At 73.8% G+C, this 22,393-nt stretch carries 19 protein-coding genes and 1 tRNA gene; 8 read left to right on the top strand and 12 right to left on the bottom strand.

The features are described 5' to 3' along the window. Positions 1-91 precede the first annotated feature (91 nt). Positions 92-286, bottom strand: coding sequence for a DUF6011 domain-containing protein (locus ACFVU9_RS42000; protein WP_329932154.1), 195 nt, complete (start codon positions 284-286; stop codon positions 92-94). Positions 287-328: 42 nt separating this feature from the next. Here ACFVU9_RS42000 and ACFVU9_RS41995 point away from each other — a divergent pair, with 42 nt between their 5' ends. Next, on the top strand, positions 329-1,096 hold the full coding sequence (locus ACFVU9_RS41995) for a TetR/AcrR family transcriptional regulator C-terminal domain-containing protein (RefSeq protein WP_387602741.1): 768 nt from the start codon (positions 329-331) through the stop codon (positions 1,094-1,096). Here ACFVU9_RS41995 and ACFVU9_RS41990 read toward each other — a convergent pair. Beyond that, on the bottom strand, positions 1,083-1,424 hold the full coding sequence (locus ACFVU9_RS41990; protein ID WP_380443842.1) for a winged helix-turn-helix transcriptional regulator: 342 nt from the start codon (positions 1,422-1,424) through the stop codon (positions 1,083-1,085). The two genes, ACFVU9_RS41995 and ACFVU9_RS41990, sit on opposite strands and share 14 nt — an antisense overlap. A gap of 144 nt (positions 1,425-1,568) precedes the next feature. Between ACFVU9_RS41990 and ACFVU9_RS41985 the strand changes: the two genes are divergently transcribed. Continuing rightward, positions 1,569-2,417, top strand: coding sequence for an SDR family oxidoreductase (locus tag ACFVU9_RS41985; RefSeq protein WP_387602738.1), 849 nt, complete (start codon positions 1,569-1,571; stop codon positions 2,415-2,417). A 136-nt stretch (positions 2,418-2,553) separates the two neighbouring features. Further along, the gene (gene rarD / locus ACFVU9_RS41980; RefSeq protein WP_380501706.1) at positions 2,554-3,525 is read left to right on the top strand and encodes an EamA family transporter RarD; all 972 of its coding nucleotides are present in this window, start codon (positions 2,554-2,556) and stop codon (positions 3,523-3,525) included. Between the two features lie 21 nt (positions 3,526-3,546). Here the strand turns inward: rarD and ACFVU9_RS41975 are convergent, their stop codons facing one another. From ACFVU9_RS41975 to ACFVU9_RS41965, 3 genes are all read right to left on the bottom strand, one after another. Then, positions 3,547-4,440 carry an ABC transporter permease gene (locus tag ACFVU9_RS41975; protein ID WP_380443785.1) on the bottom strand — a complete coding sequence of 298 codons (894 nt, stop codon included), beginning with the start codon at positions 4,438-4,440 and terminating at the stop codon, positions 3,547-3,549. Further along, positions 4,427-5,359, bottom strand: a complete 933-nt coding sequence (locus tag ACFVU9_RS41970) for an ATP-binding cassette domain-containing protein (RefSeq protein WP_380501704.1) — start codon at positions 5,357-5,359, stop codon at positions 4,427-4,429. Before ACFVU9_RS41970 ends, ACFVU9_RS41975 begins: the two co-directional genes overlap by 14 nt. 116 nt (positions 5,360-5,475) lie before the next feature. Then, positions 5,476-6,780 (bottom strand): outer membrane lipoprotein carrier protein LolA, encoded by a 1,305-nt coding sequence (locus tag ACFVU9_RS41965; protein WP_387602733.1) that lies wholly within the window; start codon positions 6,778-6,780, stop codon positions 5,476-5,478. Between the two features lie 181 nt (positions 6,781-6,961). Here ACFVU9_RS41965 and ACFVU9_RS41960 point away from each other — a divergent pair, with 181 nt between their 5' ends. Then, positions 6,962-9,583 carry a bifunctional FO biosynthesis protein CofGH gene (locus ACFVU9_RS41960; protein ID WP_380501700.1) on the top strand — a complete coding sequence of 874 codons (2,622 nt, stop codon included), beginning with the start codon at positions 6,962-6,964 and terminating at the stop codon, positions 9,581-9,583. A 372-nt stretch (positions 9,584-9,955) separates the two neighbouring features. Beyond that, the gene (locus ACFVU9_RS41955) at positions 9,956-11,071 is read left to right on the top strand and encodes an ADP-ribosylglycohydrolase family protein (RefSeq protein WP_380501698.1); all 1,116 of its coding nucleotides are present in this window, start codon (positions 9,956-9,958) and stop codon (positions 11,069-11,071) included. Between the two features lie 110 nt (positions 11,072-11,181). On the opposite strand, the gene ACFVU9_RS41950 is transcribed toward ACFVU9_RS41955, so the two are convergent. From ACFVU9_RS41950 to ACFVU9_RS41940, 3 genes are all read right to left on the bottom strand, one after another. Then, positions 11,182-11,421, bottom strand: coding sequence for a DUF397 domain-containing protein (locus ACFVU9_RS41950; protein ID WP_380497987.1), 240 nt, complete (start codon positions 11,419-11,421; stop codon positions 11,182-11,184). Further along, entirely contained in the window at positions 11,418-12,281 is an 864-nt protein-coding gene (locus ACFVU9_RS41945) for a helix-turn-helix domain-containing protein (protein ID WP_380443794.1), read from the bottom strand. The genes ACFVU9_RS41950 and ACFVU9_RS41945 overlap by 4 nt, the downstream gene beginning before the upstream one ends. Positions 12,282-12,843: 562 nt before the next feature. Then, on the bottom strand, positions 12,844-13,599 hold the full coding sequence (locus ACFVU9_RS41940; RefSeq protein WP_380443796.1) for a GPP34 family phosphoprotein: 756 nt from the start codon (positions 13,597-13,599) through the stop codon (positions 12,844-12,846). 297 nt (positions 13,600-13,896) lie between these two features. On the opposite strand from ACFVU9_RS41940, the gene ACFVU9_RS41935 reads away from it, so the two are divergent. Continuing rightward, entirely contained in the window at positions 13,897-16,224 is a 2,328-nt protein-coding gene (locus ACFVU9_RS41935; protein ID WP_387602727.1) for a hypothetical protein, read from the top strand. Between the two features lie 107 nt (positions 16,225-16,331). Here ACFVU9_RS41935 and ACFVU9_RS41930 read toward each other — a convergent pair whose 3' ends face one another. Then, positions 16,332-17,222: a YhjD/YihY/BrkB family envelope integrity protein gene (locus ACFVU9_RS41930; protein ID WP_387602724.1), complete on the bottom strand. Its 891-nt coding sequence runs from the start codon at positions 17,220-17,222 to the stop codon at positions 16,332-16,334. A 72-nt stretch (positions 17,223-17,294) separates the two neighbouring features. Continuing rightward, positions 17,295-18,821 (bottom strand): glycosyltransferase family 39 protein, encoded by a 1,527-nt coding sequence (locus ACFVU9_RS41925; RefSeq protein ID WP_380501692.1) that lies wholly within the window; start codon positions 18,819-18,821, stop codon positions 17,295-17,297. A 154-nt stretch (positions 18,822-18,975) separates the two neighbouring features. On the opposite strand from ACFVU9_RS41925, the gene ACFVU9_RS41920 reads away from it, so the two are divergent. Continuing rightward, positions 18,976-19,048 (top strand) — tRNA-Arg (locus ACFVU9_RS41920). Between the two features lie 88 nt (positions 19,049-19,136). Here ACFVU9_RS41920 and ACFVU9_RS41915 read toward each other — a convergent pair. Together ACFVU9_RS41915 and ACFVU9_RS41910 are read right to left on the bottom strand one after the other, a co-directional pair. Then, positions 19,137-20,015, bottom strand: coding sequence for a carbon-nitrogen hydrolase family protein (locus ACFVU9_RS41915; protein WP_387602721.1), 879 nt, complete (start codon positions 20,013-20,015; stop codon positions 19,137-19,139). A 35-nt stretch (positions 20,016-20,050) separates the two neighbouring features. Continuing rightward, positions 20,051-20,857 (bottom strand): phosphatase PAP2 family protein, encoded by an 807-nt coding sequence (locus ACFVU9_RS41910; protein ID WP_380443806.1) that lies wholly within the window; start codon positions 20,855-20,857, stop codon positions 20,051-20,053. A 391-nt stretch (positions 20,858-21,248) separates the two neighbouring features. On the opposite strand from ACFVU9_RS41910, the gene ACFVU9_RS41905 reads away from it, so the two are divergent. Next, positions 21,249-22,220, top strand: coding sequence for a sigma-70 family RNA polymerase sigma factor (locus ACFVU9_RS41905; RefSeq protein WP_380443808.1), 972 nt, complete (start codon positions 21,249-21,251; stop codon positions 22,218-22,220). The last annotated feature ends 173 nt before the right edge of the window (positions 22,221-22,393 follow it).

Here is a 22,393-nt window from a genome sequence, read left to right as displayed (position 1 = left end):
CAGATACGACAAGCGCGCCTACGTCTTCCACGGCACCGTCACCGTCGCATCAATCCGACTCTGGCTCCGACGATGATCCGCCGTACAGAACCTAGACGCCCGGCAGCGGATCCTGGTCGACGTCGTGCCGCGGGACGCGCTCGGCGGGGTCGCGGCACTCGGGGCCGAGCCGCAGGATGCGGGACTCCGGGTCGTGCAGCGGCCGGTGGCAGCGGCGGCAGGTGACGCGGTGGCGGACGGCCTCCGGGGTGTCCGTCCCGGGCAGCGGATCGGGGGAGCTGGTCATGGTGAGACCGTAACGAAGCGGGCGCCGTGAAAGGATCCCCCCATGGCCACCGACCGCACCAGCGCAGGAGACCCGGCGCGCACCCTCGCCCTCCTCTGGGGCCTGACCGCCGAGGAGAAGCCCGGCCGGCGCGGCCCCCGGCAGGCCCGCTCGACCGGCGAGATCGCGGCGGCGGCCGTCGCGCTCGCCGACGCCGAGGGCGTGGACGCGGTCACCATGCGGCGCATGGCGCAGGAGCTCGGCCTGTCCCCGATGGCGCTCTACACGTACGTGCCCGGCAAGGCCGAACTGCTCGACCTGATGCTCGACACCGTCTACGCGACGGTGCCCCGCACCGCCCCCGCCGGCGACGGCTGGCGCGCCCGCGTGACGGCCGTCGCCGACGACAACCGGGCGCTGCACCGGGCCCACCCGTGGATCGCGGCCGTCTCCACCAGCCGCCCGCCGCTGGGCCCGGGCCTGATGGCCAAGTACGAGTACGAGCTGCGCGCGTTCGAGGGCACCGGCCTGCCGGACGTCGACCTGGACGCGGCGCTCACCCACGTGCTCGGCTTCGTCCAGACCTGCGCCCGGATGGCCTCCGACGAGCGGGCCGCGCAGCAGGACAGCGCGATGACGGACGAGCAGTGGTGGGCCGCCAACGCCGATCTGCTGGCCCGGGTCTTCGACGCCGAGCGCTACCCGGTGGCAGCCCGCGTCGGCGCCGCCGCGGGCGCGGCGCACGGCGGCGCCTACGACCCGGACCACGCCTACGCGTTCGGCCTCGCGCGCGTGCTGGACGGCCTGGCCGCGCTGGTCACGAAGCGGTAGGCCGCCCGTCGTACTCCTCGCGGGCGGCCAGCACCTCGGGCACCCGCCGCTCCGACCACAGCGCGAGCCCCGCGACCAGCTCGGCGGCCTCGTGCCCGAGCGGCGTGAGGCTGTAGTCGACCCGGGGCGGGATCACCGGGTGGGCCTCGCGGAGCACGAAGCCGTCGCGCTCCAGCGTCTGGAGGGTCTGGGCGAGCATCTTCTCGCTGACCCCGGTGACCCGGCGGCGCAGCTCGCTGAAGCGGTAGCCGCGTTCGCGCAGCGCCCACAGGACGAGCACGCCCCAGCGGCTGGTGACGTGCTCCAGCACGCCCCGGGACGGGCACATGCGGTCGAAGACGTCGGCCGGGGGGAGCTTCTCGATTACCTTCACGTCAGTACCCTACTTTGAAGTGCGTACTTTCGAAAGGTTAGTGCGGTCCCTAGGGTGAGTTCCGAGGGCAACACCACCGCATCCCTGAGGAGCACTCCCATGTACGTCGTCACCGGTGCCACCGGCCAGCTCGGCCGCCTCGTCGTCGAGGGCCTGCTGGCCGCCGTCCCCGCGGGCGAGGTCGCGGTCGCCGTCCGCTCCGCCGAGAAGGCGGCCGACCTGGCCGCGCGCGGCGTCGCCGTCCGGGTGGTCGACTACGACGAGCCCGGGACCCTGGCCGGCGCCTTCGCGGCCGGCGACCGGGTGCTGCTGATCTCGGGCAGCGAGGTCGGCCGCCGCATCCCGCAGCACCGCGCCGTGATCGACGCCGCGAAGGCGGCCGGGGTCGCGCTGCTCGCCTACACGAGCGCGCCGGGCGCGGCCACCTTCCGGCTGGTCGACGAGCACCGGGCGACGGAGGAGCTGATCGCGGAGTCCGGCCTGCCGTCCGTCCTGCTGCGCAACGGCTGGTACACCGAGAACTACCTGGGCGACGCGGCCGGCACGGTCGCCCGCGGCGTGGTGCTCGGCAGCGCGGGCGAGGGCCGGGTGGCCACCGCCCCGCGCAAGGACTACGCGGACGCGGCCGTCGCCGTCCTGCTCGGCGAGGGCCACGAGGGCCGGGTCTACGAGCTGAGCGGCGACACCGCGTGGAGCCTGCCCGAGCTGGCCGCCGAGCTGGCCGCGGTCTCCGGCGAGCCGGTCGCGCACCGCGACGTGACCCCGGCCGAGCACCGCGGGGTGCTGGTCGGCGCGGGCCTGCCGGAGGGCTTCGCCGAGGTGCTGGTGGACGTCGACGCCGGCATCGCGCGCGGCGAGCTGGCCGGCACCCCGGGCGACCTCGCCCGCCTGATCGGCCGCCCGACCGTTCCGCTCACCGAGTCCGTCCGCGCGGCGCTCAAGGCGTGACCCGCACCCGCCCTGACCTGGGCGTTCTCGCCCCTTGGGCGCTGTCATGACCAAAATCCGGAAACGGAGATGACAGCCCGCCCTCCCGCCCGCTACCGTCACCTCGACATACGCGCGCGCGGAGGGCAGGCGGCAGATGCCGGACACAACGAAGCAGGAGAGCGGCAACGGCATCTGGTACGGAGCCGCGGCCTACGGCATCTGGGGGCTCTTCCCGCTGTTCTGGCCGCTGCTGGAGCCCGCCGCCGCCGACGAGATCGTGGCGAACCGGATGGTCTGGTCCCTCGTCGCGGTCGTGGGGCTGCTGGCCTTCCAGCGGCACTGGGGCTGGATACGCCCGCTGCTGCGCCAGCCCCGCCGGGTCGCGATGCTGGCCGGCGCGGCCACCGTGATCACGGTCAACTGGGGCGTCTACATCTGGGCGGTCAACAGCGGCCACGTCGTCGAGACCAGCCTCGGCTACTTCATCAACCCGCTCGTGACGATCGGCTTCGGCGTCCTGGTCCTCAAGGAGCGGCTGCGCGTCGCGCAGTGGACGGCGGTCGGCGTCGGCGCGGCGGCGGTCGCGGTGCTCACCGTCGCGTACGGGCAGCTGCCCTGGATCGCGCTCACCCTGGCGCTGTCCTTCGCCACCTACGGCCTGCTGAAGAAGACGGTCGGGCTGAGCGGCGTGGAGAGCCTGGCGGCGGAGAGCGCCTTCATGTTCCCGTTCGCCCTGGCCTACCTGGTCTACCTGGAGGTCAGCGGGCGCGGCACCTTCGGCCACGCGGTGGCCGGCTCGTACGGCTGGGGCCACTCCGGCCTGCTGGCGCTCAGCGGCGTCATCACCGCGATCCCGCTGCTGTGCTTCGGCGCGGCGGCCGTGCGGGTGCCGCTGACGATGCTCGGGCTGCTGCAGTACCTGGCGCCGGTGTTCCAGTTCCTGATCGGCGTCGCGGTGTTCCACGAGTCGATGCCGCCCGCGCGCTGGGCCGGCTTCGGCCTGGTCTGGGTGGCGCTGGCCGTCCTCACCTGGGACGCGCTGCGCCGGGTGCGGGCCGACCGCGCGGAGCGGGCGGCCGCGGCACGCACGCCGCGACCGGCCCCCGCCCCGGCGGCCACCCGGTAGGACACGTCCTGGGAGACGCGGTCAGGCGCTGATGTCCCGGCTGGAGAACCGCGCCCAGGCCGCCGAGCCGAACACGGCGACGTAGCCGGCCTGCAGGGCGAGGTTCTTCAGCACGCTGTCCCAGTACATCGGCTGGCGCAGCAGGTCCGCGAAGCTCAGCCAGTAGTGGGTGAACAGGAACGGCCGGATCGCGTCCAGCTGCGGGAAGTTGTCCAGGATCTGGACGGTGATCACCAGCACCACGGTGGCGGCCATCGCCGCGATGCCGCTGCCGGTGAGCGTCGAGACGAACAGCCCGATCGCCACCAGCCCGGCCAGCGAGAGCGCCACCACCGCGGCCACCAGCAGCGCCCGCGGCAAGGCCTCGCCGAGGCCGATGGTGTCGCCGGACAGCAGCGTCACCTTGCCGAGCGGGAACAGCGCGGCGCCGGTGGCCAGGGCCGTCAGCGCGACGGCCGCGGTGGCCGCCAGGCAGAAGGCGAGCCCGGCGGTGAACTTGGCGGCCAGCAGCCGCGTCCGCCCGGCCGGGGCGACCAGCAGGTAGCGCAGCGTCCCGGTGGCGGCCTCGCCGGCCACCGAGTCCCCGGCGACGACGCCGACCGTCATCGGCAGGAAGACCGGCAGCGCCACGGCGAGCGCGGTGAACACCAGGAACAGGCCGTTCTGGGTGGTCTGCGCGATGAAGCTCGGACCGCCGTCCCCGTGCGGGCCGTCCGTGTTGACCTTGATGACCACGCCGATCAGGACCGGCAGCGCCGCCAGGATCGCCAGCAGCACCAGGGTCCGCATCCGGCGGAAGGTCAGGTGCAGCTCGTTGCGGAACAGCGCCAGGAAGCCGGACGCCGTCTGCGGCCGCCGCCCGGCGGCCCGTGACCCGCCTCCGGGCGCGACCGCCACCGCCTCAGCCCGCGACATCGAAGCCCTCCCCGGTCAGCGCCACGAAGGCGTCCTCCAACGTGCCCCGTTCCAGGCCGAACCCGTGCACCCGCACGCCGGCCTCCACCAGCGCCGCGCACAGCTTCGGCAGCGTCGAGTCGTCGACGGCCGCGAGCTCGGCGTCCACCCGGTCCTCGCCGCGCACGACGTCGGCGACCTGGTGGGCCGCGAGCACCTCGGCGGCCCGGTCGGCGTCCGGCGTGCGCACCACCAGCCGGCCCTGGGCCCGGGCGGCCAGCTCGGCGACGGTGCCCTGCACCACCAGCCGGCCGCGGGACATCACCGCGGCGTGCGTGCAGACCTGCTCGATCTCGTCGAGCAGGTGCGAGGAGAGGAACACCGTGGTGCCCTCCGCCGCGACCTCCCGCACCAGCGTCCGGATCTCCCGCATGCCCTGCGGGTCCAGGCCGTTGGTCGGCTCGTCCAGCACCAGCAGTTCGCGCGGCTGGAGCAGCGCCGAGGCCAGGCCGAGCCGCTGCTTCATGCCGAGCGAGTACGCGCGGGCCTTCTTGCCCGCCGCCGCGGTGAGCCCGACCCGCTCCAGCGCCTCGTCGACGCGGCGGGCGCGGGTGCGCGGGTCGGCCGTCGGGTCGGCGGCGTCGAACCGGGCGAGGTTGTCGCGGCCGGACAGGAAGCCGTACAGCGCGGGGCCCTCGATCAGCGCGCCCACCCGGGGCAGCACGGTCGCGACGGACTGCGGCATCGGCTCGCCGAGCACGGTGGCCGCGCCGGAGGTGGGGACGATCAGGCCCATCAGCATGCGGATGGTCGTGGTCTTGCCGGAGCCGTTGGGGCCGAGGAAGCCGAAGACCGAGCCGCGCGGGACGGCCAGGTCCAGGCCGTCGACGGCGAGCTGGCCGCCCCGGAAGCGCTTGGTGAGCCCGCGCGTGCGGATCACGTCGTCGGAGTGGGTGGGGGCGGGGGCGGCAGCGGGAACGGGGGCCGGGCGCGCCTCGGCGCCCCGGCCCCCGGCCGACTCCGTAACGTCCCCCGTTACGGGAGTCTTCGTCACCCCTACTTCACCCCGGCCGCGTTCTGCAGGACGGACTGCGTGACGGCGCCGGCGAACACCCGGCCGTCGTCGGTGATCAGGACGTTGAGCACCTTGGTGCTGATCAGCGTGCCGCCGGCGACCGGCTTGCCGAGCGCCTTGGCCAGGGCCGCCGGGTTCTGGAACGAAGCGTGGCCGCCGTGCTTGCCGTCCTTGGCGCCGTTCGCGCCGCCCGCGCCGTTCGCGCCGTTCGCGCCGCTCGCCGGCGTGCCCTCCGGACCGCTCGGCAGGTGCGCGGCGATCACCGAGGTCCAGCCCTCGCCGATCACGTTCGTCCCGCCCTGCTCGCCGGCCTCCTTCTTGCCGTCCGGGCCGCGCTCGGCGTCCGCCTTCCCGCCCGCCTGCTCGCCCGCCTGCTTGTCGTCCGCCTTGTGCTCCGTCACCTTGGCGCCCTTGGGCACGGTGAAGTCGAAGGTCTTGGCGGCCGGCTTCGCGAAGGAGACGTCGGTGAAGCGCACGTCCAGTACGGCGCCGCCGTCGGTGCCCAGCACCTTGACCGCGAGCGGCACGCCGTTGTCGGCGGCCACCGCGATGCGGACCTCGGAGATCGTCGAGCCGGACTGCTTCGGCTTGACGCTCAGCTGGTAGGCGTTCTGCCCGGCCACCTTGGCGGTGCCGGCCACGGTGACGGACGTGGTGCTCGCGCTCTCCGTCAGGAACTGCCTGGCGGCCTCCTGCGGCGTCGTCGGCACACCGGCCAGCGGGGCCTTCGGGTGCTCGGCGCCCTGGTGCTTGGCGGCCTGACCGGTCAGGTGCACGGCCTGGTTGGTCGAGCTGTCCCAGGCCCAGCCCTGGTCGCCGTTGTGGACCAGGGTGTAGCCGGCCATGTTCTCCAGCAGGTCGAGCCGCTGGTGGTCCGGCCCGTCCACCGCGATCCGCAGCGTCTGGTCGCCGCCCAGCAGACCGAGCAGCTTGGCCTGCGGATCGGCCGACGAGCCGCCCTGCCCGCCGCCGCGCCCGGCCGCGGCACCGAGGCCGCCGGCCGCCGCCCCGAGCAGCTGGCTGGGCACCCCGAGGTCGGTCGAGAGCGAGACCGTGCCGGAGAGCGCCTGGGTGTCCGAGGCGAGCGCCTTGGCCACCACCTGCTCCGCCGTCAGCGAGGGGAGGTCCGGCGGGGAGTCGGCGGCCAGTGCGGGCACCAGCCCGATACCCGTGGCGACCGCCGCGGCCACCGCCACCGGCACGCCCGCGCGCATCAGGGTGCGCCGCCGTGAGCGGTACGGCGCGCCGCCGTCCACGTTCTCCCCCGCCGCCGTCTCATTCGTCATGGCGTCATCAACTCCTCTGCGAACCCGCCCGATTGCCTTGCCCTTCCATTAGAGGCCCGGCCCGTGCGCGCGTCATCGCCCTGTGGGGCCACTTCGGGGTAAACCGCCGGGGTACGTCAACCCTGAGACGTCCTCAGGGTTGGCTCCTCCCGGTGTACGACTCCTGGCGTAGTGTCGCCGCATGGACGCAACCGCCGCCGACCGCACCGACTCCCCGACCTCGCCGCCCCCCACCGCCAACGCCATGCGCCGCGCCCTGCGCCGCGCCCGGGACGGCGTCGCGCTCGACGCCGCCGAGGCGGCCGTGCTGCTCCAGGCCAGAGGCGAGGACCTGCGGGACCTCTGCGCGAGCGCCGCCCGGGTGCGGGACGCCGGCCTGGAGGCCGCCGGCCGCCCCGGCGTCATCACCTACTCCAAGAGCGTCTTCATCCCCCTCACCCGGCTGTGCCGCGACAAGTGCCACTACTGCACCTTCGTGACCGTCCCCGGCAAGCTGCGCCGGGCCGGGCACGGGATGTACATGTCCCCCGACGAGGTCCTCGCGGTGGCCCGCCGCGGCGCCGAACTCGGCTGCAAGGAAGCCCTGATCACACTCGGCGACAAGCCCGAGGACCGCTGGCCCGAGGCCCGCGAGTGGCTCGACGCGCACGGCTACGACGACACCGTCGCCTACGTCCGCGCGATGTCCATCCGCATCCTGGAGGAGACCGGCCTCCTCCCGCACCTCAACCCCGGTGTGCTGAGCTGGACGGACTTCCAGCGCCTCAAGCCCGTCTCCGCCTCCATGGGCATGATGCTGGAGACCACCGCCACCCGCCTGTGGAGCGAGCCCGGCGGCCCGCACCACGGTTCCCCGGACAAGGAACCCGCCGTCCGGCTGCGGGTCCTGGAGGACGCGGGCCGCAGCTCCGTCCCCTTCACCAGCGGCCTGCTGATCGGCATCGGCGAGACGTACGAGGAGCGCGCCGAGTCGCTGTTCGCGCTGCGCAAGGTCTCCCGGGCCTACCACGGGATCCAGGAGCTGATCCTGCAGAACTTCCGCGCCAAGCCGGACACCGCGATGCGCGGCATGCCCGACGCCGAACTCGACGAGCTGGTCGCCACGGTGGCCGTCGCCCGGCACGTCCTGGGCCCGGCCGCGTGCCTCCAGGCGCCGCCGAACCTGGTGGACGGCGAGTACGAGCGGCTGATCGGGGCCGGCATCGACGACTGGGGCGGCGTCTCCCCGCTCACCCCCGACCACGTCAACCCCGAGCGCCCGTGGCCGCAGATCGAGCGCCTCGCCGAGCGCTCCGCGGCGGCCGGCTTCGAACTGCGCGAGCGCCTGGCCGTCTACCCCGAGTACGTGCAGCGGGGCGAGCCCTGGCTGGACCCGCGCGTCCTGCCGCACGTGCGCGCCCTGGCCGACCCGGCAACCGGCCTCGCGAACCCGCACGCGCCGGTCGTCGGCCTGCCCTGGCAGGAGCCCGAGGACCTCCCGGAGTCGTACGGGCGGACCGACCTGCACGCCACCATCGACACCGAGGGCCGCACCGGCGACCGCCGGGCCGACTTCGAGGACGTCTACGGCGACTGGGAGGTCCTGCGCGAGCAGGTGCTCGCCGAGGGCGCACCGCAGCGGCTCGCCGGGGACCTCCGCGAGGCGCTCGCGGTCGCCGCCGACGACCCGGCGAGGCTCACCGACGACCAGGCCCTCGCCCTGTTCCACGCCGACGGCCCCGCCCTGGACGCGCTCTGCCGGATCGCCGACGACGTGCGCCGCGACGCCGTCGGCGACGACGTCACCTACTGTGTCACCCGGAACATCAACTTCACCAACGTCTGCTACACCGGCTGCCGGTTCTGCGCCTTCGCCCAGCGCCGCACCGACGCCGACGCCTTCACCCTCTCGCTCCAGCAGGTAGCCGACCGGGCCGCGCAGGCCTGGGACGTCGGCGCCACCGAGGTCTGCATGCAGGGCGGCATCCACCCGGACCTCCCCGGCACCGCCTACTTCGACATCGCCCGCGCGGTGAAGGAGCGCGTGCCGGGCATCCACGTGCACGCCTTCTCGCCGATGGAGGTCGTCAACGGCGCCACCAGGACGGGCCTCTCGATCCGCGACTGGCTCCAGCGGGCGAAGGAGGCCGGCCTCGACACCATCCCCGGCACGGCCGCCGAGATCCTCGACGACGAGGTCCGCTGGGTGCTCACCAAGGGCAAGCTGCCCGCCGCCACCTGGGTCGAGGTCGTCACCACCGCGCACGACCTGGGCATCCGCTCCTCGTCCACCATGATGTACGGGCACGTGGACACCCCGGCGCACTGGCTCGGGCACCTGCGGCTGCTCGCGGAGATCCAGCAACGCTCGCTTGAATCCAACAGCAGTGGCGGCTTCACGGAGTTCGTCACCCTGCCGTTCGTCCACACCAACGCGCCGGTCTACCTCGCCGGCATCGCCCGGCCCGGCCCCACCGCCCGCGACAACCGCGCCGTGGTCGCGATGGCCCGGCTGCTGCTGCACCCGCACATCCCCAACATCCAGACCAGCTGGGTCAAGCTGGGCGCCGAGGGCGCGGCCGAGATGCTGCGCTCGGGCGCCAACGACCTCGGCGGCACGCTGATGGAGGAGACCATCTCGCGCATGGCCGGTTCGGCGTACGGGAGTTACAAGTCGGTGCGCGACCTCCAGGCGATCGCCGAGGCCGCGGGCCGTCCGCACCGCCAGCGCACCACCACCTACGGCGAGGTGCCCGCCGAGCGCCGGGCCGCCGCGCTCGCCTCGGACGGCCACCTGCCGGAGCTGCTGCCCGTCCTGGACTGACGCGCTCCGCACGGCGACGAGGGGTCCGGCACACCGCCCGCACGGTGTGCCGGACCCCTCGCGGCGTCGCCGGCGGCGGGGGCGGCGGCGGAGGCCAGCGCCGGGGTGCCGAGGAGGAGCGCGCCGGTGAGGGCCGCCACGGCGGCGGCGCGGGTGCGGGAGGTGGTCATGGCCCGGCACGGTAGGCATCGCGGGGTGGTCGTCCGTGGCCCCGGGATGGATACGTAGCAACAATTTGTTGAAAGACTGGTGTGCGATGGAACCCGTCGAGCCGCACGGGTCTTCGCATAAGGTGCCAGGGCGCGCGACCGGCCCGAGCGTCGCGCCGCCCCGTACCCCCGCCGATTCCGGACGAAAGGCGCACCCGTCGTGATGCCACTGTGGTCACGCGCACAGCAGCAGGACTTCCGCAGCCGGGTGCGGGGCTGTCTGCTCGGCGGCGCGATCGGGGACGCGCTGGGCGCCGCCGTCGAGTTCGAGGCGCTGGACAAGATCCTCGCCCAGCACGGCCCGCACGGCGTCACCGGCTACGTCCCCGCCCACGGGCGGACCGGCGCGGTCACCGACGACACCCAGCTGACGCTCTTCACCGTCGACGGCCTGATCCGCGCCCACATCCGCCGCGACACCGGCAGCTGGCACCCGCCCACCGACCTCCACCTCGCCTACCTGCGCTGGGCCGCGACGCAGCGCGACTGGGGCCCGGACGAGCGCCGCCCCGACCTCGGCTGGCTCGGCCGCGAGGAGTGGCTGTACGCCCAGCGCGCCCCCGGCCAGGGCAGTCTCACCGCCCTCGGCGGGCCGGACGGCGAGCGCCTGGGCACCCTGGAGCACCCGAAGAACCCGCACTCCAAGGCCTGCGGCACGGTCGTGCGGGCGGCGCCGTTCGGGCTGCTCACGACCTGGGAACCGGGCCTGGTGTTCCAGCTCGCGGTGGAGTGCTCGGTGCTCACCCACGGCCACCCGACGGGCTACCTCGCGGCCGGCGCGTTCGCGGTGATCGTCCAGAGCGTCGCCCGCGGCGGCACCCTGGAGGAGGGCGTCCACCTCGCCCTGGCGCTGCTCTCCGAGCGGCAGGGGCACGAGGAGACGACGGCCGCGCTGCGGGCGGCGCTGGACGCCGTGCGGGCGGGCGAGCCGTCCGCGGCCCGGGTGGAGGCACTGGGCGAGGGCTGGGTCGCGGAGGAGGCGCTGGCGATCGGGGTGTACTGCGCGCTGGTCGCGCACGACGTCCGGTCGGGCGTGCTGCTCGCCGTCAACCACTCCGGGGACAGCGACTCCACCGGCGCGATCTGCGGCAGCCTGCTCGGCGTGCTGCACGGCGACACCGCGCTGCCGCCGGGCCTGGTGGCCGGGCTGGAGGGGCGCGGCGCGATCCTCGAACTCGCCGACGACTTCGTGCTGGAGCTCGTGCACGGCGCCGAGCTGCACGGCCGGGACACCCCGGAGGGCGCCGCGTGGACGGCCCGCTACCCGGTGGTGGGCTGAGCGGTCCCGGTGTGGACGGGCCCCGGGAAACACAGTTGCCCGTAGCCGTGTCCGCCGCCGAGGGGGCGACGGGCACCGCTACGGGCAACTGGGCCGAGAGCGGCCCGGGTTCAGGCCGCGCCGAACTGCCCTGCGCCGAATTCGCCCGGGCCGAACGCCCCCGCTCCGGCGGCGGCGGCGAACGCGTTCCAGGCCTCGGCGGAAAAGCGCAGTTGTGGGCCGTGCGGGTCCTTGGAGTCCCGGACGGCGACGGCCCCCGCGGCCGGCGTGGCGATCTCCACACAGGCGCCGTTGCCACCGCTGTGACTGCTCTTCCGCCAGGGTGCGCCGCTCTCGATGGTGGTGCTCATGGGTGGAATCCCTCTTCAATCTCTGCTATCAGTGTCCGGCTTTCCGCCACACCGAGCGCCGCCGCCCTCAGGTGGTCGTAGAGACTGGTATAGCGGCGCACGTCGGCCTCCTTCTCCAGGTAAAGATCGCTCGTCACCCCTTCGAAGTAGACAACCGTGGAATCGGCTGACTCGGGGAACTCCAGCAGGGAGAATGTCCCGGTCATACCGGGGTGGGCACCGGCGGCGAACGGGATCACCTGGATCGTGATGTTCGGCCGCTGGCTCAGCTCCAGCATGTGCTTGAGCTGGTGGGCCATCACCTCGCGGCTGCCGACCTCGCGGCGCAGCACCGCCTCGTCTATGACGGTCCACAGGCTGCCCAGCTGGTGCTCGCCGTGGACGCGGTCCTGGCGCTTCATCCGCACCTGCACCCGGCGCTGGACGGCGAGCGCGTCGGTGTCCGGCTGGGTGCCCTCGACGACGGCCTGGGCGTACTGTTCGGTCTGCAGCAGTCCGGGGACGAAGGAGGACTCGTAGGCGCGGATCGAGGAGGCCTCGGCCTCCAGGCCGATGTAGACGCTGTACGGCGTCGGCATGTCGTTGAAGTCGTGCCACCAGCCGCGCTGGCGGGACTCCTTGGCCATCTCCATGAGGCTGTTGCGCATCTGTTCGTCGGACACGTTGTACACGTCGCAGAGGTCGCGGACGTCCCGCTGGCTGATGCTGCGGCGGCCGTTCTCCAGTCGGCTGATCTTCGACTGGGAGACCATCAGCCGGCCGGCCACCTCCTCCGCGGTCATCCCGAGGCCCTCGCGGAGCTTGCGCAGCTCGGAGCCCAGGCGCCGTCGGCGCACGGTGGGATTGATGTTGGCGGACACGTCGACCTCCGGCCGGACCTCTGGTGATCGTTGGAACGGCAGTCCTCGGAACACTTCGGACATTGGGACCAACCCCCCTGACTCGGAGCAGCATGACACCTTGGGCCAGGTCGGCGCCGGGGATTCACAGCAGCGCAATAGAACTGATCATCGGAAAAGCGCTTCTGTGAGACAGCGAAGCCCCCCAGGTGGTAGTGCGGCTCAGCGGCTCGAACCGGTACTGCTACCGGCGCTGATTCGTGTGGGCTCCCGGCGGTGCACGTGCTGGTGGCACATGCTGCGGCAGGCTCCGCCGGACGTCCCCGGGCGACCCGGGGGCCCCTCGGGGACGGCAGAGGGGCGGTCGCCGGGCGACTTCCGTCGCGGGCGACCGCCCCTCCTCGCTCCTGGTACTGCTGGTGGTGCGGGTACCGCTGGTGGTGCGTCGGGTCGTTCAGCGCTCACGGACGGCGCGAACGCCGCGGCGCGCGCTGCCGGGTGTGAAGCCGGACCTCACGCCGGACGTCTCGCCGGACGATCCGCCCGGCGTGCCCGGGTGCGCCCCCGGACCCCGGACCGGGCGTCAGCGGACGCCGACCCGGGAGGCGGCCACCCGGCCGCCGGTGCCCCGGCCCGCCGCGCGGGCGCCGGAGGAGCCGGCGGACCGGCCCGTGCCCGTCGCCGACGAACCCTGGTCCGAGCGGTTCTGCTGTGCCGGCAGGCCGTTCTGCACGTCCATCACGGCGTGCGCGACCATCCCGCCGAGCGGGTCGTACCGGATCAGGTCGCGCAGCCGCGACCGCGAGGACCGGCCCTCGTTGCCCGGGTACAGGTGCTTGCCCAGCCCCACGGAGTGGGCCAGCGCGGCGAGCGCGGCCGTCCGGGGGTCCGGTGGCACACCGGTGCGGATCGCGGTGTCCAGCCGCTGCTTGATCGCGGCGTTGGTGCAGTCGTCGGACGCCTGGTAGCGCGTCGTCGGCAGCACCCCGCACACCTGGCCCGGCACGGCGGTCACCATGCCGCAGCGCTCCAGGTGCGCCAGGTAGGTCTGGCGCAGCCCCAGCCGGGGCCCGCCGATCCAGTGCGCCGCGCGGACCGGACTGCCGCGCCGTCGCAGCAGTTCCAGTGCGTGGTCCAGGGTCGGGTCGCCGGTCGGCCGTGCGAGCACGACGGCGATCCGGTCTCCCTCCGGTACGATCCGTCCGGCCAGGGACAGCTCGACGAGCTGCGCCCCGGCGAGTCCGAGGTCGAGGGTCTGCGGCTGCGCCGTGGTACCCGTGGTCGGGTCCAAAGCGAGCAGCAAGAGTTCCTCGGGAACAGTTCTGCGGCTCTTGCCCATCCAAGCCTCCCCGCGTGGATGAGAGACAGGGTGACGCCTCTCACACGGGCTTGTCGAGTACGCCTCCGAATCGTGACCTTGCGGTGAAGGCCTGGAACCAGGGGGTGCGGGCCGGGCGTCTGTTCGATGAGCGAACCGCGATACCGCCGTGTGACGGCAATAAGGGCCGGTCGGGCGGGGTGTGCGCGGCCGGTCGCCGGTCGGTGGCGGAGACTGTACAGGTACACGGGGCGGGGCGTCGGCTTCCCGAAATCGGGTCTGCCGGTGCCCCGCCGGGCGTTGAGGAGGCTGGGTTACGTGGGCGAGTCCCCCGACAGGGTGCTGCGGGACGGCGGGAGCGGGCAGGACCGGGAGCGCGAACGGACCGGATCGACCGCCGTCGGAACGGCCGCTGACGGCGCCTCCGCCGACACTCCGGCCGACACCTCGGCCCCGGTTCCCGCCTCCGCTGCCGCCTCCGCTTCCGGCGACGCGCCGAAGGCGGGGGGCAAGGCGGGGGGCAAGGGCGGTTCGACCGTGCAGCTCCGTGTCCGGGATGTGGACAGCAAGACCACGATGCTGCGGCTGCCGGTGGACAACCGCACCACCGCGCTGCGGCTGCCCGACGAGCTCGTGAAGCCGTCCGGCGCCGGGAGTTCCGAGGCCGATGCCCCCGAGGCACCGGACGAGGTGTCGGATGCCACTCCGGAGGAGGACGCGAAGCCGTCCGGCAAGCCGGCGGGCGCCGACCCGCGTCTCGGCATGCGGACGACCGTCGCGCAGCCGGCGGACGAGGCGGGCGAGGCGGACGAAGCCACCGCCGACGGCGACGCGCCGGGGGAGGACGCCGAGCCGGCCGCCGAGGACGACACGCCCGAGGGCGACGCTCCGGTGGAAGAAATGGAAGAGGGCGACGCGGAGGAGGCCGTCGAGGACGCCGCCGAGGCGGACGCTCCGGTCGTGGCGGTGCGGCTGAGCAAGCCGGAGAAGCCGGCTTCCGCTGCTTCTGCGGAGAAGCCGAAGCCCGCCGAGAAGTCCGAGGACGCCGAGAAGTCCGGTAAGTCCGGCCCCGCCGAGAAGTCCCCGGGCCGGGTGAAGTCCGAGAAGCTGGAGAAGCCGCGCCTCACCCCGCTCAAGGCCGCCCCCGCCGCCGGCACGGTCCCCGAGCCGCCCGCCCCCGGCCCCCTGCCCGAGCCCGAGCCGCAGCCCGGCCCGGAGCCGCTGCCGAAGCCGGCCCCCGCCCCGGAGCCCGGCCCGGCCCCGGCGCCCGAACCGCTGCCCGCGCCGGACCCGCGGCCGGTGCCGCCCGTCCCGCCGCTGCCGAAGCCCGAGCCGCTGCCCGTCCCCGAGCCGCTGCCCTCGCCGGAGAACACCGCCGAGGCGATGGAGGTCCTGGCGGCCCTCAACGCCCGCCCGGTCTCCCCGCTGCGGCGCGCGCTCAAGCGGATCACCATCTGGACGGTCTTCCTCGCCGTGGTGCTCGGCGCGGCGGTCGTGGCCCAGCTGCTGCGCCCGCTGCCGGACGCGAAGGTGCGGATGTCCGCCGCCGGCAGCTACAGCTTCCCGGGCGACCCGCTCGACCTCGCGTGGCCGGCCAAGGGCCAGTCCGCGGCCGAGGTGGTCGGCGTCGGCAGCCTCGGCAGCTCCGGCCCGGAGACGCCGGCCTCGATCGCGAGCGTCACCAAGGTGATGAACGCCTACCTGATCCTGCAGAAGTTCCCCCTGAAGAAGGGGGAGAGCGGCCCCAAGATCGTCGTCGACAAGCAGGCCGCGCAGGAGTCCGGCAACGTCGACGAGTCGAAGGTGACGCTCACCGAGAACCAGGTGCTGACCGAGTACCAGGCCCTGGAGCTGCTGATGCTCCCCTCGGCCAACAACGTGGCCCGGCTGCTCGCCCGTTTCCACTCCGGCTCCGAGGCGGAGTTCGTCAAGCTGATGAACGAGACCGCGGCCAAGTTCGGCATGGCCAACACCACCTACGCCGACCCGGCGGGCTACAACGCGGACACCAAGAGCACCGCGAAGGACCAGCTGAAGCTGGCCGAGCAGGTCATGCAGGACGAGATCTTCCGGCAGATCGTGTCCACCCCGGACACCACCTTCAACAACCAGAAGATCCCCAACACCAACAACCTGATCAACCCCAAGACCGGCGTCATCGGCGTCAAGACCGGCTCCAGCACCCCGGCCGGCGGCTGCCTGATGTGGGCCGCCTACAAGGAGGTCGGCGGCGTGAAGCGGCTGATCCTCGGCGTCACCCTCGGCCAGCAGGCCACCTCGCCCAACCCCGGTGACGGCATCCTGCCGACCGTGCTGAAGGTCAGCGGCAAGCAGATCCAGGCCGCGCAGAACGGCGTGACCGGCCAGACCGTGGTCAAGAAGGGCGACGTCGTCGGCTACGTCGACAACGGGCTCGGCGGCAAGGTCGCGGTCGTCGCGACCAAGGACCTCGTCGTGGCCGGCTTCCCCGGCATCGGCGGCACCGTGACCCTGGACGCCGGCAAGGTCGACCACCACGCCGCGGCGGGCACCGAGATCGGCACGCTGCGCGTCGGTGACGGCGACAGCAAGAGCGAGGTGCGGGTGGCCCTCCAGGCGGACCTCAACCCGCCGTCCATCCAGTCCCGGCTGACCCGGATGCTCTGAGTCCACGCCGTAGGACACGAAGGTGAAGGGGGAGCCGGGCCCACCGGCTCCCCCTTCAGCGCGTCCGGGCCTTCACCGCGTCCGGGCCCTCAACCCGTTCCGGGCCCTCAACCCGCTCCGGACCCGAGCCGGCGCGCGAGGGGTTCCTCCTCGGCCAGTACCCGCCCGAGCGCCAGCGCCAGCGTGTACGCGGTGAAGCTCGCGATCAGCCAGGAAAGGCCGGTGAACACCACCCCGTACGTCCCGAACCGCGCCACGCTGTGCGCCATCGCGCGCGGCAGGTAGACGTGGCCGGCCACGCGGAGGCCGACCACCGCCACCCCGCACAGCAGCGCGCCCGGCAGCAGAGGCGGCCAGCGCACCCGGCCGCCCAGCAGCAGGTACTGCGTCCACCACCACAGCGCCGTCGAGGCCAGGAAGGTCAGCGGCAGCCCGAGCCAGCGGCCGGCCCCGAAGCCGTCCCACAGCGCCACCTGGAAGACCAGGGCGGCCAGCCACACCAGCAGCCAGACCAGCCAGCGCCAGGCGGCCAGCCTGGTCGCCGCCCGCGGCAGCTCCCAGCAGCGCTCGCACACCCGCTGGATCGCCCGGCTCAGCGCCGTCGCCGACAGCAGCGTGAACAGTGCGCCGAGCACGCCGAAGCCGGCCTCGCCCGTCCCGTTCGCCAGCAGCTGGTCGACCGACTGCTCCGCCGCCCCGCGGATCCCCAGCTCGCTGCGCAGTGCGCGCAGCACGTGGTCGCGGAAGGACACCGGGGTGAACACCGCCACCACGAACAGCGCCGGCAGCGCGCTCAGGAACGCCTGTGCGGCGAGCCGGGTGGCGCAGTCCAGCAGGTTCACCCGGACCAGCTGGTGGACCGCCCGGCCGACCAGCGGCACCCGGTCGGGCAGGCCGCGCGCGTACCGGGCCGCCCCGGCGCCGCGCTCCCTGAGCCGCGCCGTCCGTCCACCGCGGTGGCCGACCCCGTCGGGCGGGCCGCTCGGCCGGTCGGTCACGGGCGCCCTCCTCGGTCACGAGGCTCCATGGTCGCCCGGGCCCGGTCGGGCCGCATCCGGGGTCGGCGCGGATCAGCCCCGGCGGTCGAGCAGCGCCAGGGTGGCACCGTCCAGTGGCGTCACCCGGGTGGGGGCGCCGTAGCGGGCCCGCAGCGCCTGGGCGTCGTCCGGCAGCATCGCGGCGAGCGGGTCCGTGGTCTGCCCGAGGACGACCAGCCAGATCCGGTCGGCCCGCCCCAGGCAGTCGGCCGGGACGGCGCACGCCGTCGGCGACAGCTCCGCCGCCTCGACCGCGCCCTGCGCGACGAACACCGGGTACGGGCGGACGTCCGCCGGCAGGTAGTAGGCGACGCCGGGGCCGATCATCGCCCAGCTCTGGTCGCCCAGCGGGACGGCGAGCCCGTCCCCGGGCCGGTAGCCGGCGGCGATCAGCCCGGCGGCCGCGCGGAACGGCTCGTGCGCGTGTGCCGACTCGTACCGCACCGTGGCCTGCCGCGGCAGCGCCGCCCAGGAGGGCACCGCGAGCAGCGCCAGCGCCAGCGCCATCCCGGCCACGCGCAGCCGCTTGCGCCGCGGGCCACGCCGGGCGAGGCCCGTCAGCGCCTTGTAGACCGCGGCGACGCCGCCCCCGCCGAGCGCCGCCCAGGCGGGCACGGTGAACAGCAGGTACCGGTCGACGAAGTACGACGTGCCGCCCTGCGACACCAGCCAGACGCCCACCACCGGCACCACCGCCAGCAGCAGCGCCTGCAGCGCCTGCACCCGCCGGCCCGGCAGCACCACGGCCGGGACGGCCAGCAGGACGACGGCGATGAACACGTCCGGCGCCCCGGCCAGGGTCTCCCCGAAGTGCCACAGCGCGTCCAGCGTGGGCGTCCCTATCCAGCCCAGCTGCCGCTCCGACTGCCGGGCGCCCAGCACCACCACCGGCACCAGCGGCAGCGCCGCCACCAGCACCGCCGCCGGGTACTGCCACAGCAGCCGCCGGTCCGCCGTCCCGCGGGTGCGCCACAGGTGCAGCAGCACCACGGCGGCCTGCCCGGCCACCGTGCTGAACGAGACCAGGTGCAGGACCCCCGCCACCGCCATCGCCACGCAGTACGGCGCCCACCGCCGCCACCCGGGCCGCTCCAGCGCCCGCAGCAGGAACCAGGTCGCCGCCGCGATCGCGCAGGTCACCAACGCGTAGGCGCGCGCCTCCTGGGCGAACCGCGACACCTGCGGCACCGCGCAGAACAGCAGCCCCGACCCGACCGCCGTCACCCGCCCGCCGAACAGCCGCTCGGCGGCGAGCCCCACGAACGCCGCCGCCCCGGCCATCGCCAGCACCGACGGCAGCCGCAGCGAGACCGCCGAGTCCCCGAACACCGCCGTCCAGGCGTGCATGAGCAGGTAGTACGCGCCGTTGCTGGCGTCCACGTGCTGGAGCAGGCGCAGCAGGTCCGGCAGGGAGCGGGTCGCCACCGTCCACGTCGCGACCTCGTCCCGCCACAGCACCGGCGTCCCCAGCCGGAACAGCCCCAGGCCGAGCATCACCACCGCCGGCCACAGCCACACGGACCGCAGGAGTCGGCCGAGGGGGTGCACAGCAGGGCGCATCTGGACCTTCGATCGGAAAGCCGAACTTCGAACACGTTCCTTGAAGGCTACTTGCCCCACCCTGACACCCCGTCGGCGCCCGTACCATCCGCCACCGCCACCGCCCCCACCCCTGATCCGGTACGCTGTGGACGGCCTTGTGACCACACGGCCCGCCTCAGTAGCTCAGGGGATAGAGCACGGCTCTCCTAAAGCCGGTGTCGCAGGTTCGAATCCTGCCTGGGGCACGTAGCAGCGAGAGGCCCCCGACCCGTGTGGTCGGGGGCCTCTCGGCGTTCCCGGGCCGCTCGTGCGGCTCCCGCGGCTGAGGCGGGATCAGGCGAGGACGTGCCCGGCGCGGGCGGCGGGCGTGGGGTGGGCGGCCAGGTCGGCGAGCAGGGTCTCGGCCTCCCGGGCGCCGCGCAGGACGGCGGGGTCGAGGTCGGCGAGGACGATCTCGCGGCGGTCCTCGCCGGCCTCGGCGATCAGGCGGCCGTCCGGGCCCCAGACCGCGCTGCCGCCGCAGGTGTGCCAGCCGCCGGTGACGCCGATGTGGTTGGCGAGCACCGTGTAGAGGGTGTTGTCGAGCGCGCGGGCCGGGAACCAGGTGCGGGACTCGTGGTGGCCGTGCCCCGTGCTGAACAGGGCGCCGACCAGGTAGGCGTGGCAGCCGTCCAGCGCGGCGGAGCGGGCGTGCTCGGGGAAGCCGGAGTCGTAGCAGATGCCGAGACCGAGCCGCCAGCCGTCGAGCTCCAGGCTGCAACCGACCGTCCCCGGGCGGTAGTAGGACTGCTCGGTCTTGAAGAGGTGCTGCTTGTCGTAGCGGGTGACGATCGTGCCGTCCGGGCCGAACACGAAGGCGGAGACGAGCAGGTCCGGCCCGTCCTGGGCGGCGGCGCCGACCACGGCGGCGGTGCCGGTCTCGCGGCAGGCCTCGGCGATCGGCGCGAGACGCGGATCGCCGGGCTGGACGGCGCACTTGAGCGGATCGGCGCTGATCAGCCCGGGCTCGTAGCCGGCGAGGAACTTCTCCGCGAACAGCACCAGCCGGGCGCCGGCCGCGGCGGCCTCGCGGATGAGCCCGGCGGCGGTGGCCGCGTTGGCGGGGATGTCGCCCGCGACGGCCTGGTCCTGGACGGTGGCGATCCGCAACGGACGCTCGGGGTAACGGGCGTGGGCGGCGGACTCGTGGGGGGCTTCCTGGGTACGGGACATGCCCGCCACGCTAGTGCCGTGGCCCTGGACGGCGGTCAGAGGGCGGCCCCGTCGGGGTGATCGGCGCCGTCGGCCGGACGGTCGCCGCGGGCGGGCCGGAAGGAGGGCGCGATGACGCGCTGAACCCTGGGCCTGGTCCGCCAGTTGACCCGCCGGATGTCGCGGGCCAGGGCGCCCGGGCGCCAGAGCTCGACCGCCGCGGTGACGGCGCCCAGCACGAAGCCGGCCGCCAGCCAGCCGCCCAGCACGTCGCTCGGCCAGTGCACGCCGAGCGCGATCCTGGTCCAGCCGACGGTCAGTACGGCCGCGGTCGCCACCGCGCAGGCGGCGATCCGCCCGGAGCGTCCGGCCCGGGGCCAGAACAGCCCGACCAGCACCGCGCAGGTGATCGCGGAGGCCATCGCGTGCCCGGAGGGGAAGGCCGGCCCGCCCGCGTGCGAGACCGGGTCGGTGAAGGACGGCCGCTGACGGCCGAAGGCGAGCTTCAGCGCCCACTGGGCGCCCCACCCGACCAGGGCCTGCGCGACGGCCCACCCGGCGAGCACCCGGGCGCCGATCAGCCAGAGCCAGCAGGCCGCGATGGCCAGCAGGACACGCATCGTGACCGTGCCGCCGATGTCGGAGAGGGTCTGCACCGCGGCCGTCCAGGCCCGGTGCCCACGGGCGTAGGAGTGCGTCTCCGCGATCCAGCCGTGGTCGAACCGGTAGAGGGGTTGCCAGTGGCGGGTCACCAGGACGGCCAGCAGGCCGAACAGCAGGGCGCAGCCCACCGCCAGCGCCGTGCCCCGAAGGGCCCGGCGGTGACGCACAGTGGCGGCAGTCGCGCTGTTGGTCAGGTGCATGCCTGACACCTTCCCAGCGTCCTGTGCTGATCGGGCGCCCAGGTGATAGCGATTCCGCATCTTTTGTGCGGAGGATCTGCGTGCGCAGGGGTGCGGGAGCGGGTGGAGAGTGGGGCGTGCGGGAACGAGCGGGGCGCCCGGGGGGTTCTCCGGATATCCGCTCCGAAATGGTCGCGCCGCGCGCACCCGACGCGCCCGGCCGGTCACCCTGCGTTCAGAACCGGGGTGAAAACCGGCAGGATACTGCATCGCGGGGAAGAATCTGAGTAACTTGGGAATGTTGTCCGGAATCTGTTCGTTGGATCGTTACGTGTGAGCCCCCCGGGGCCCGCATTCTTGCCCTCTCGGGGCAGGCAGGCATTCCTCGGCAACACCAGCAAAGGGAGCAAGCATGGCCACCCGTGCCGTCGTTCGCGACAGGGCCGACCGGACTCGCGCGGCCCGCCCGACCAACCTTGAGGCCGACCGTGACCTGGTCGGCATGTACCTCGACGAGATCGCCAGGACGCCCCTGCTCGATGCCGCCGAGGAGGTCGAGCTCTCGCTGCGGATCGAGGCCGGTGTGTACGCCCAGCACCTGCTGGAGGAGGGCGGGCTCCCCGAGGGCGCCACGCGTGAGGAGCTGGAGGCGATAGCCGACGACGCCGAGCGCGCCAAGGACGTCTTCATCCGCTCCAACCTCCGGCTCGTGGTGGCGGTCGCCCGCCGGTACCCGCGCAGCGGCCTCCCGCTGCTGGACCTCATCCAGGAGGGCAACGCGGGCCTCGTGCGGGCCGTCGAGAAGTTCGACTACGCCAAGGGTTTCAAGTTCTCCACCTACGCGACCTGGTGGATCCGGCAGGCGATCACCCGCTCGATCGCCGACCAGTCCCGCACCATCCGGCTGCCCGTGCACCTGGTCGAGGAGCTGGGGCGGATCCGGCGGGTGCAGCGCGAGAAGTCCAAGGAGCTGGGCCGCGAGGCCGAGCCGGCCGAGATCGCGGCCGAGCTGGACACCACCGAGGCCCGGATCAAGGACGTGCTGGACTGGGCGCGCGACCCGGTCAGCCTGAACATGTCGGTCGACGACGAGGGCGAGACCCAGTTCGGCGACCTGGTCGAGGACACCGGGGCGACGTCCCCCGAGGACGCCGTGATGGTCATGCTCCGCCGCGAGGAGCTGGACGACCTGATCGGACGGCTGGACGACCGCACGGCCTCGATCATCCGCTCCCGCTACGGGATGGAGGACGGCCGCGAGCGCACCCTCACCGAGGTGGGCAAGCAGCACGGCCTCACCCGGGAGCGGATCCGGCAGATCGAGAAGCACGCGCTGGCCGAGCTGAAGAAGATCGCCGACCACGCCGGCTTCGAGGCGGCGTAAGGCGTAAGGGGAGTTAGGGCGTACGGGGAAAGGGACGTGAGGGGATCGGGGAGCGGGGACCGAGCCCTGGACCGGGCCCGGGTGGGGGGGGCGGCGCCCCCCGGGGGGTTTTAAAAAAAAAAGCGGGCGCCGAGGAGATATTTTTTTATTTGGGGGGTGGGGGGGGGAGTAAA

The sequence above is a fragment of the Kitasatospora sp. NPDC057936 genome (genome assembly GCF_042887525.1).
Taxonomy (GTDB): domain Bacteria; phylum Actinomycetota; class Actinomycetes; order Streptomycetales; family Streptomycetaceae; genus Kitasatospora.
The sequence above is the reverse complement of the archived record's forward strand: the minus strand, read 5'-3'. Positions and strand labels throughout refer to the sequence as shown.

What these genes read in the sequence shown, in the direction of transcription:
- ACFVU9_RS42000 (WP_329932154.1), bottom strand. Translation starts at nt 286, where the DNA reads ATGACCAGCTCCCCCGATCCGCTGCCCGGGACGGACACCCCGGAGGCC.
- ACFVU9_RS41995 (WP_387602741.1), top strand. Translation starts at nt 329, where the DNA reads ATGGCCACCGACCGCACCAGCGCAGGAGACCCGGCGCGCACCCTCGCC.
- ACFVU9_RS41990 (WP_380443842.1), bottom strand. Translation starts at nt 1,424, where the DNA reads ATGTGCCCGTCCCGGGGCGTGCTGGAGCACGTCACCAGCCGCTGGGGC.
- ACFVU9_RS41985 (WP_387602738.1), top strand. Translation starts at nt 1,569, where the DNA reads ATGTACGTCGTCACCGGTGCCACCGGCCAGCTCGGCCGCCTCGTCGTC.
- rarD (WP_380501706.1), top strand. Translation starts at nt 2,554, where the DNA reads ATGCCGGACACAACGAAGCAGGAGAGCGGCAACGGCATCTGGTACGGA.
- ACFVU9_RS41975 (WP_380443785.1), bottom strand. Translation starts at nt 4,440, where the DNA reads ATGTCGCGGGCTGAGGCGGTGGCGGTCGCGCCCGGAGGCGGGTCACGG.
- ACFVU9_RS41965 (WP_387602733.1), bottom strand. Translation starts at nt 6,780, where the DNA reads ATGACGAATGAGACGGCGGCGGGGGAGAACGTGGACGGCGGCGCGCCG.
- ACFVU9_RS41960 (WP_380501700.1), top strand. Translation starts at nt 6,962, where the DNA reads ATGGACGCAACCGCCGCCGACCGCACCGACTCCCCGACCTCGCCGCCC.
- ACFVU9_RS41955 (WP_380501698.1), top strand. Translation starts at nt 9,956, where the DNA reads ATGCCACTGTGGTCACGCGCACAGCAGCAGGACTTCCGCAGCCGGGTG.
- ACFVU9_RS41950 (WP_380497987.1), bottom strand. Translation starts at nt 11,421, where the DNA reads ATGAGCACCACCATCGAGAGCGGCGCACCCTGGCGGAAGAGCAGTCAC.
- ACFVU9_RS41940 (WP_380443796.1), bottom strand. Translation starts at nt 13,599, where the DNA reads ATGGGCAAGAGCCGCAGAACTGTTCCCGAGGAACTCTTGCTGCTCGCT.
- ACFVU9_RS41925 (WP_380501692.1), bottom strand. Translation starts at nt 18,821, where the DNA reads ATGCGCCCTGCTGTGCACCCCCTCGGCCGACTCCTGCGGTCCGTGTGG.
- ACFVU9_RS41915 (WP_387602721.1), bottom strand. Translation starts at nt 20,015, where the DNA reads ATGTCCCGTACCCAGGAAGCCCCCCACGAGTCCGCCGCCCACGCCCGT.
- ACFVU9_RS41910 (WP_380443806.1), bottom strand. Translation starts at nt 20,857, where the DNA reads ATGCACCTGACCAACAGCGCGACTGCCGCCACTGTGCGTCACCGCCGG.
- ACFVU9_RS41905 (WP_380443808.1), top strand. Translation starts at nt 21,249, where the DNA reads ATGGCCACCCGTGCCGTCGTTCGCGACAGGGCCGACCGGACTCGCGCG.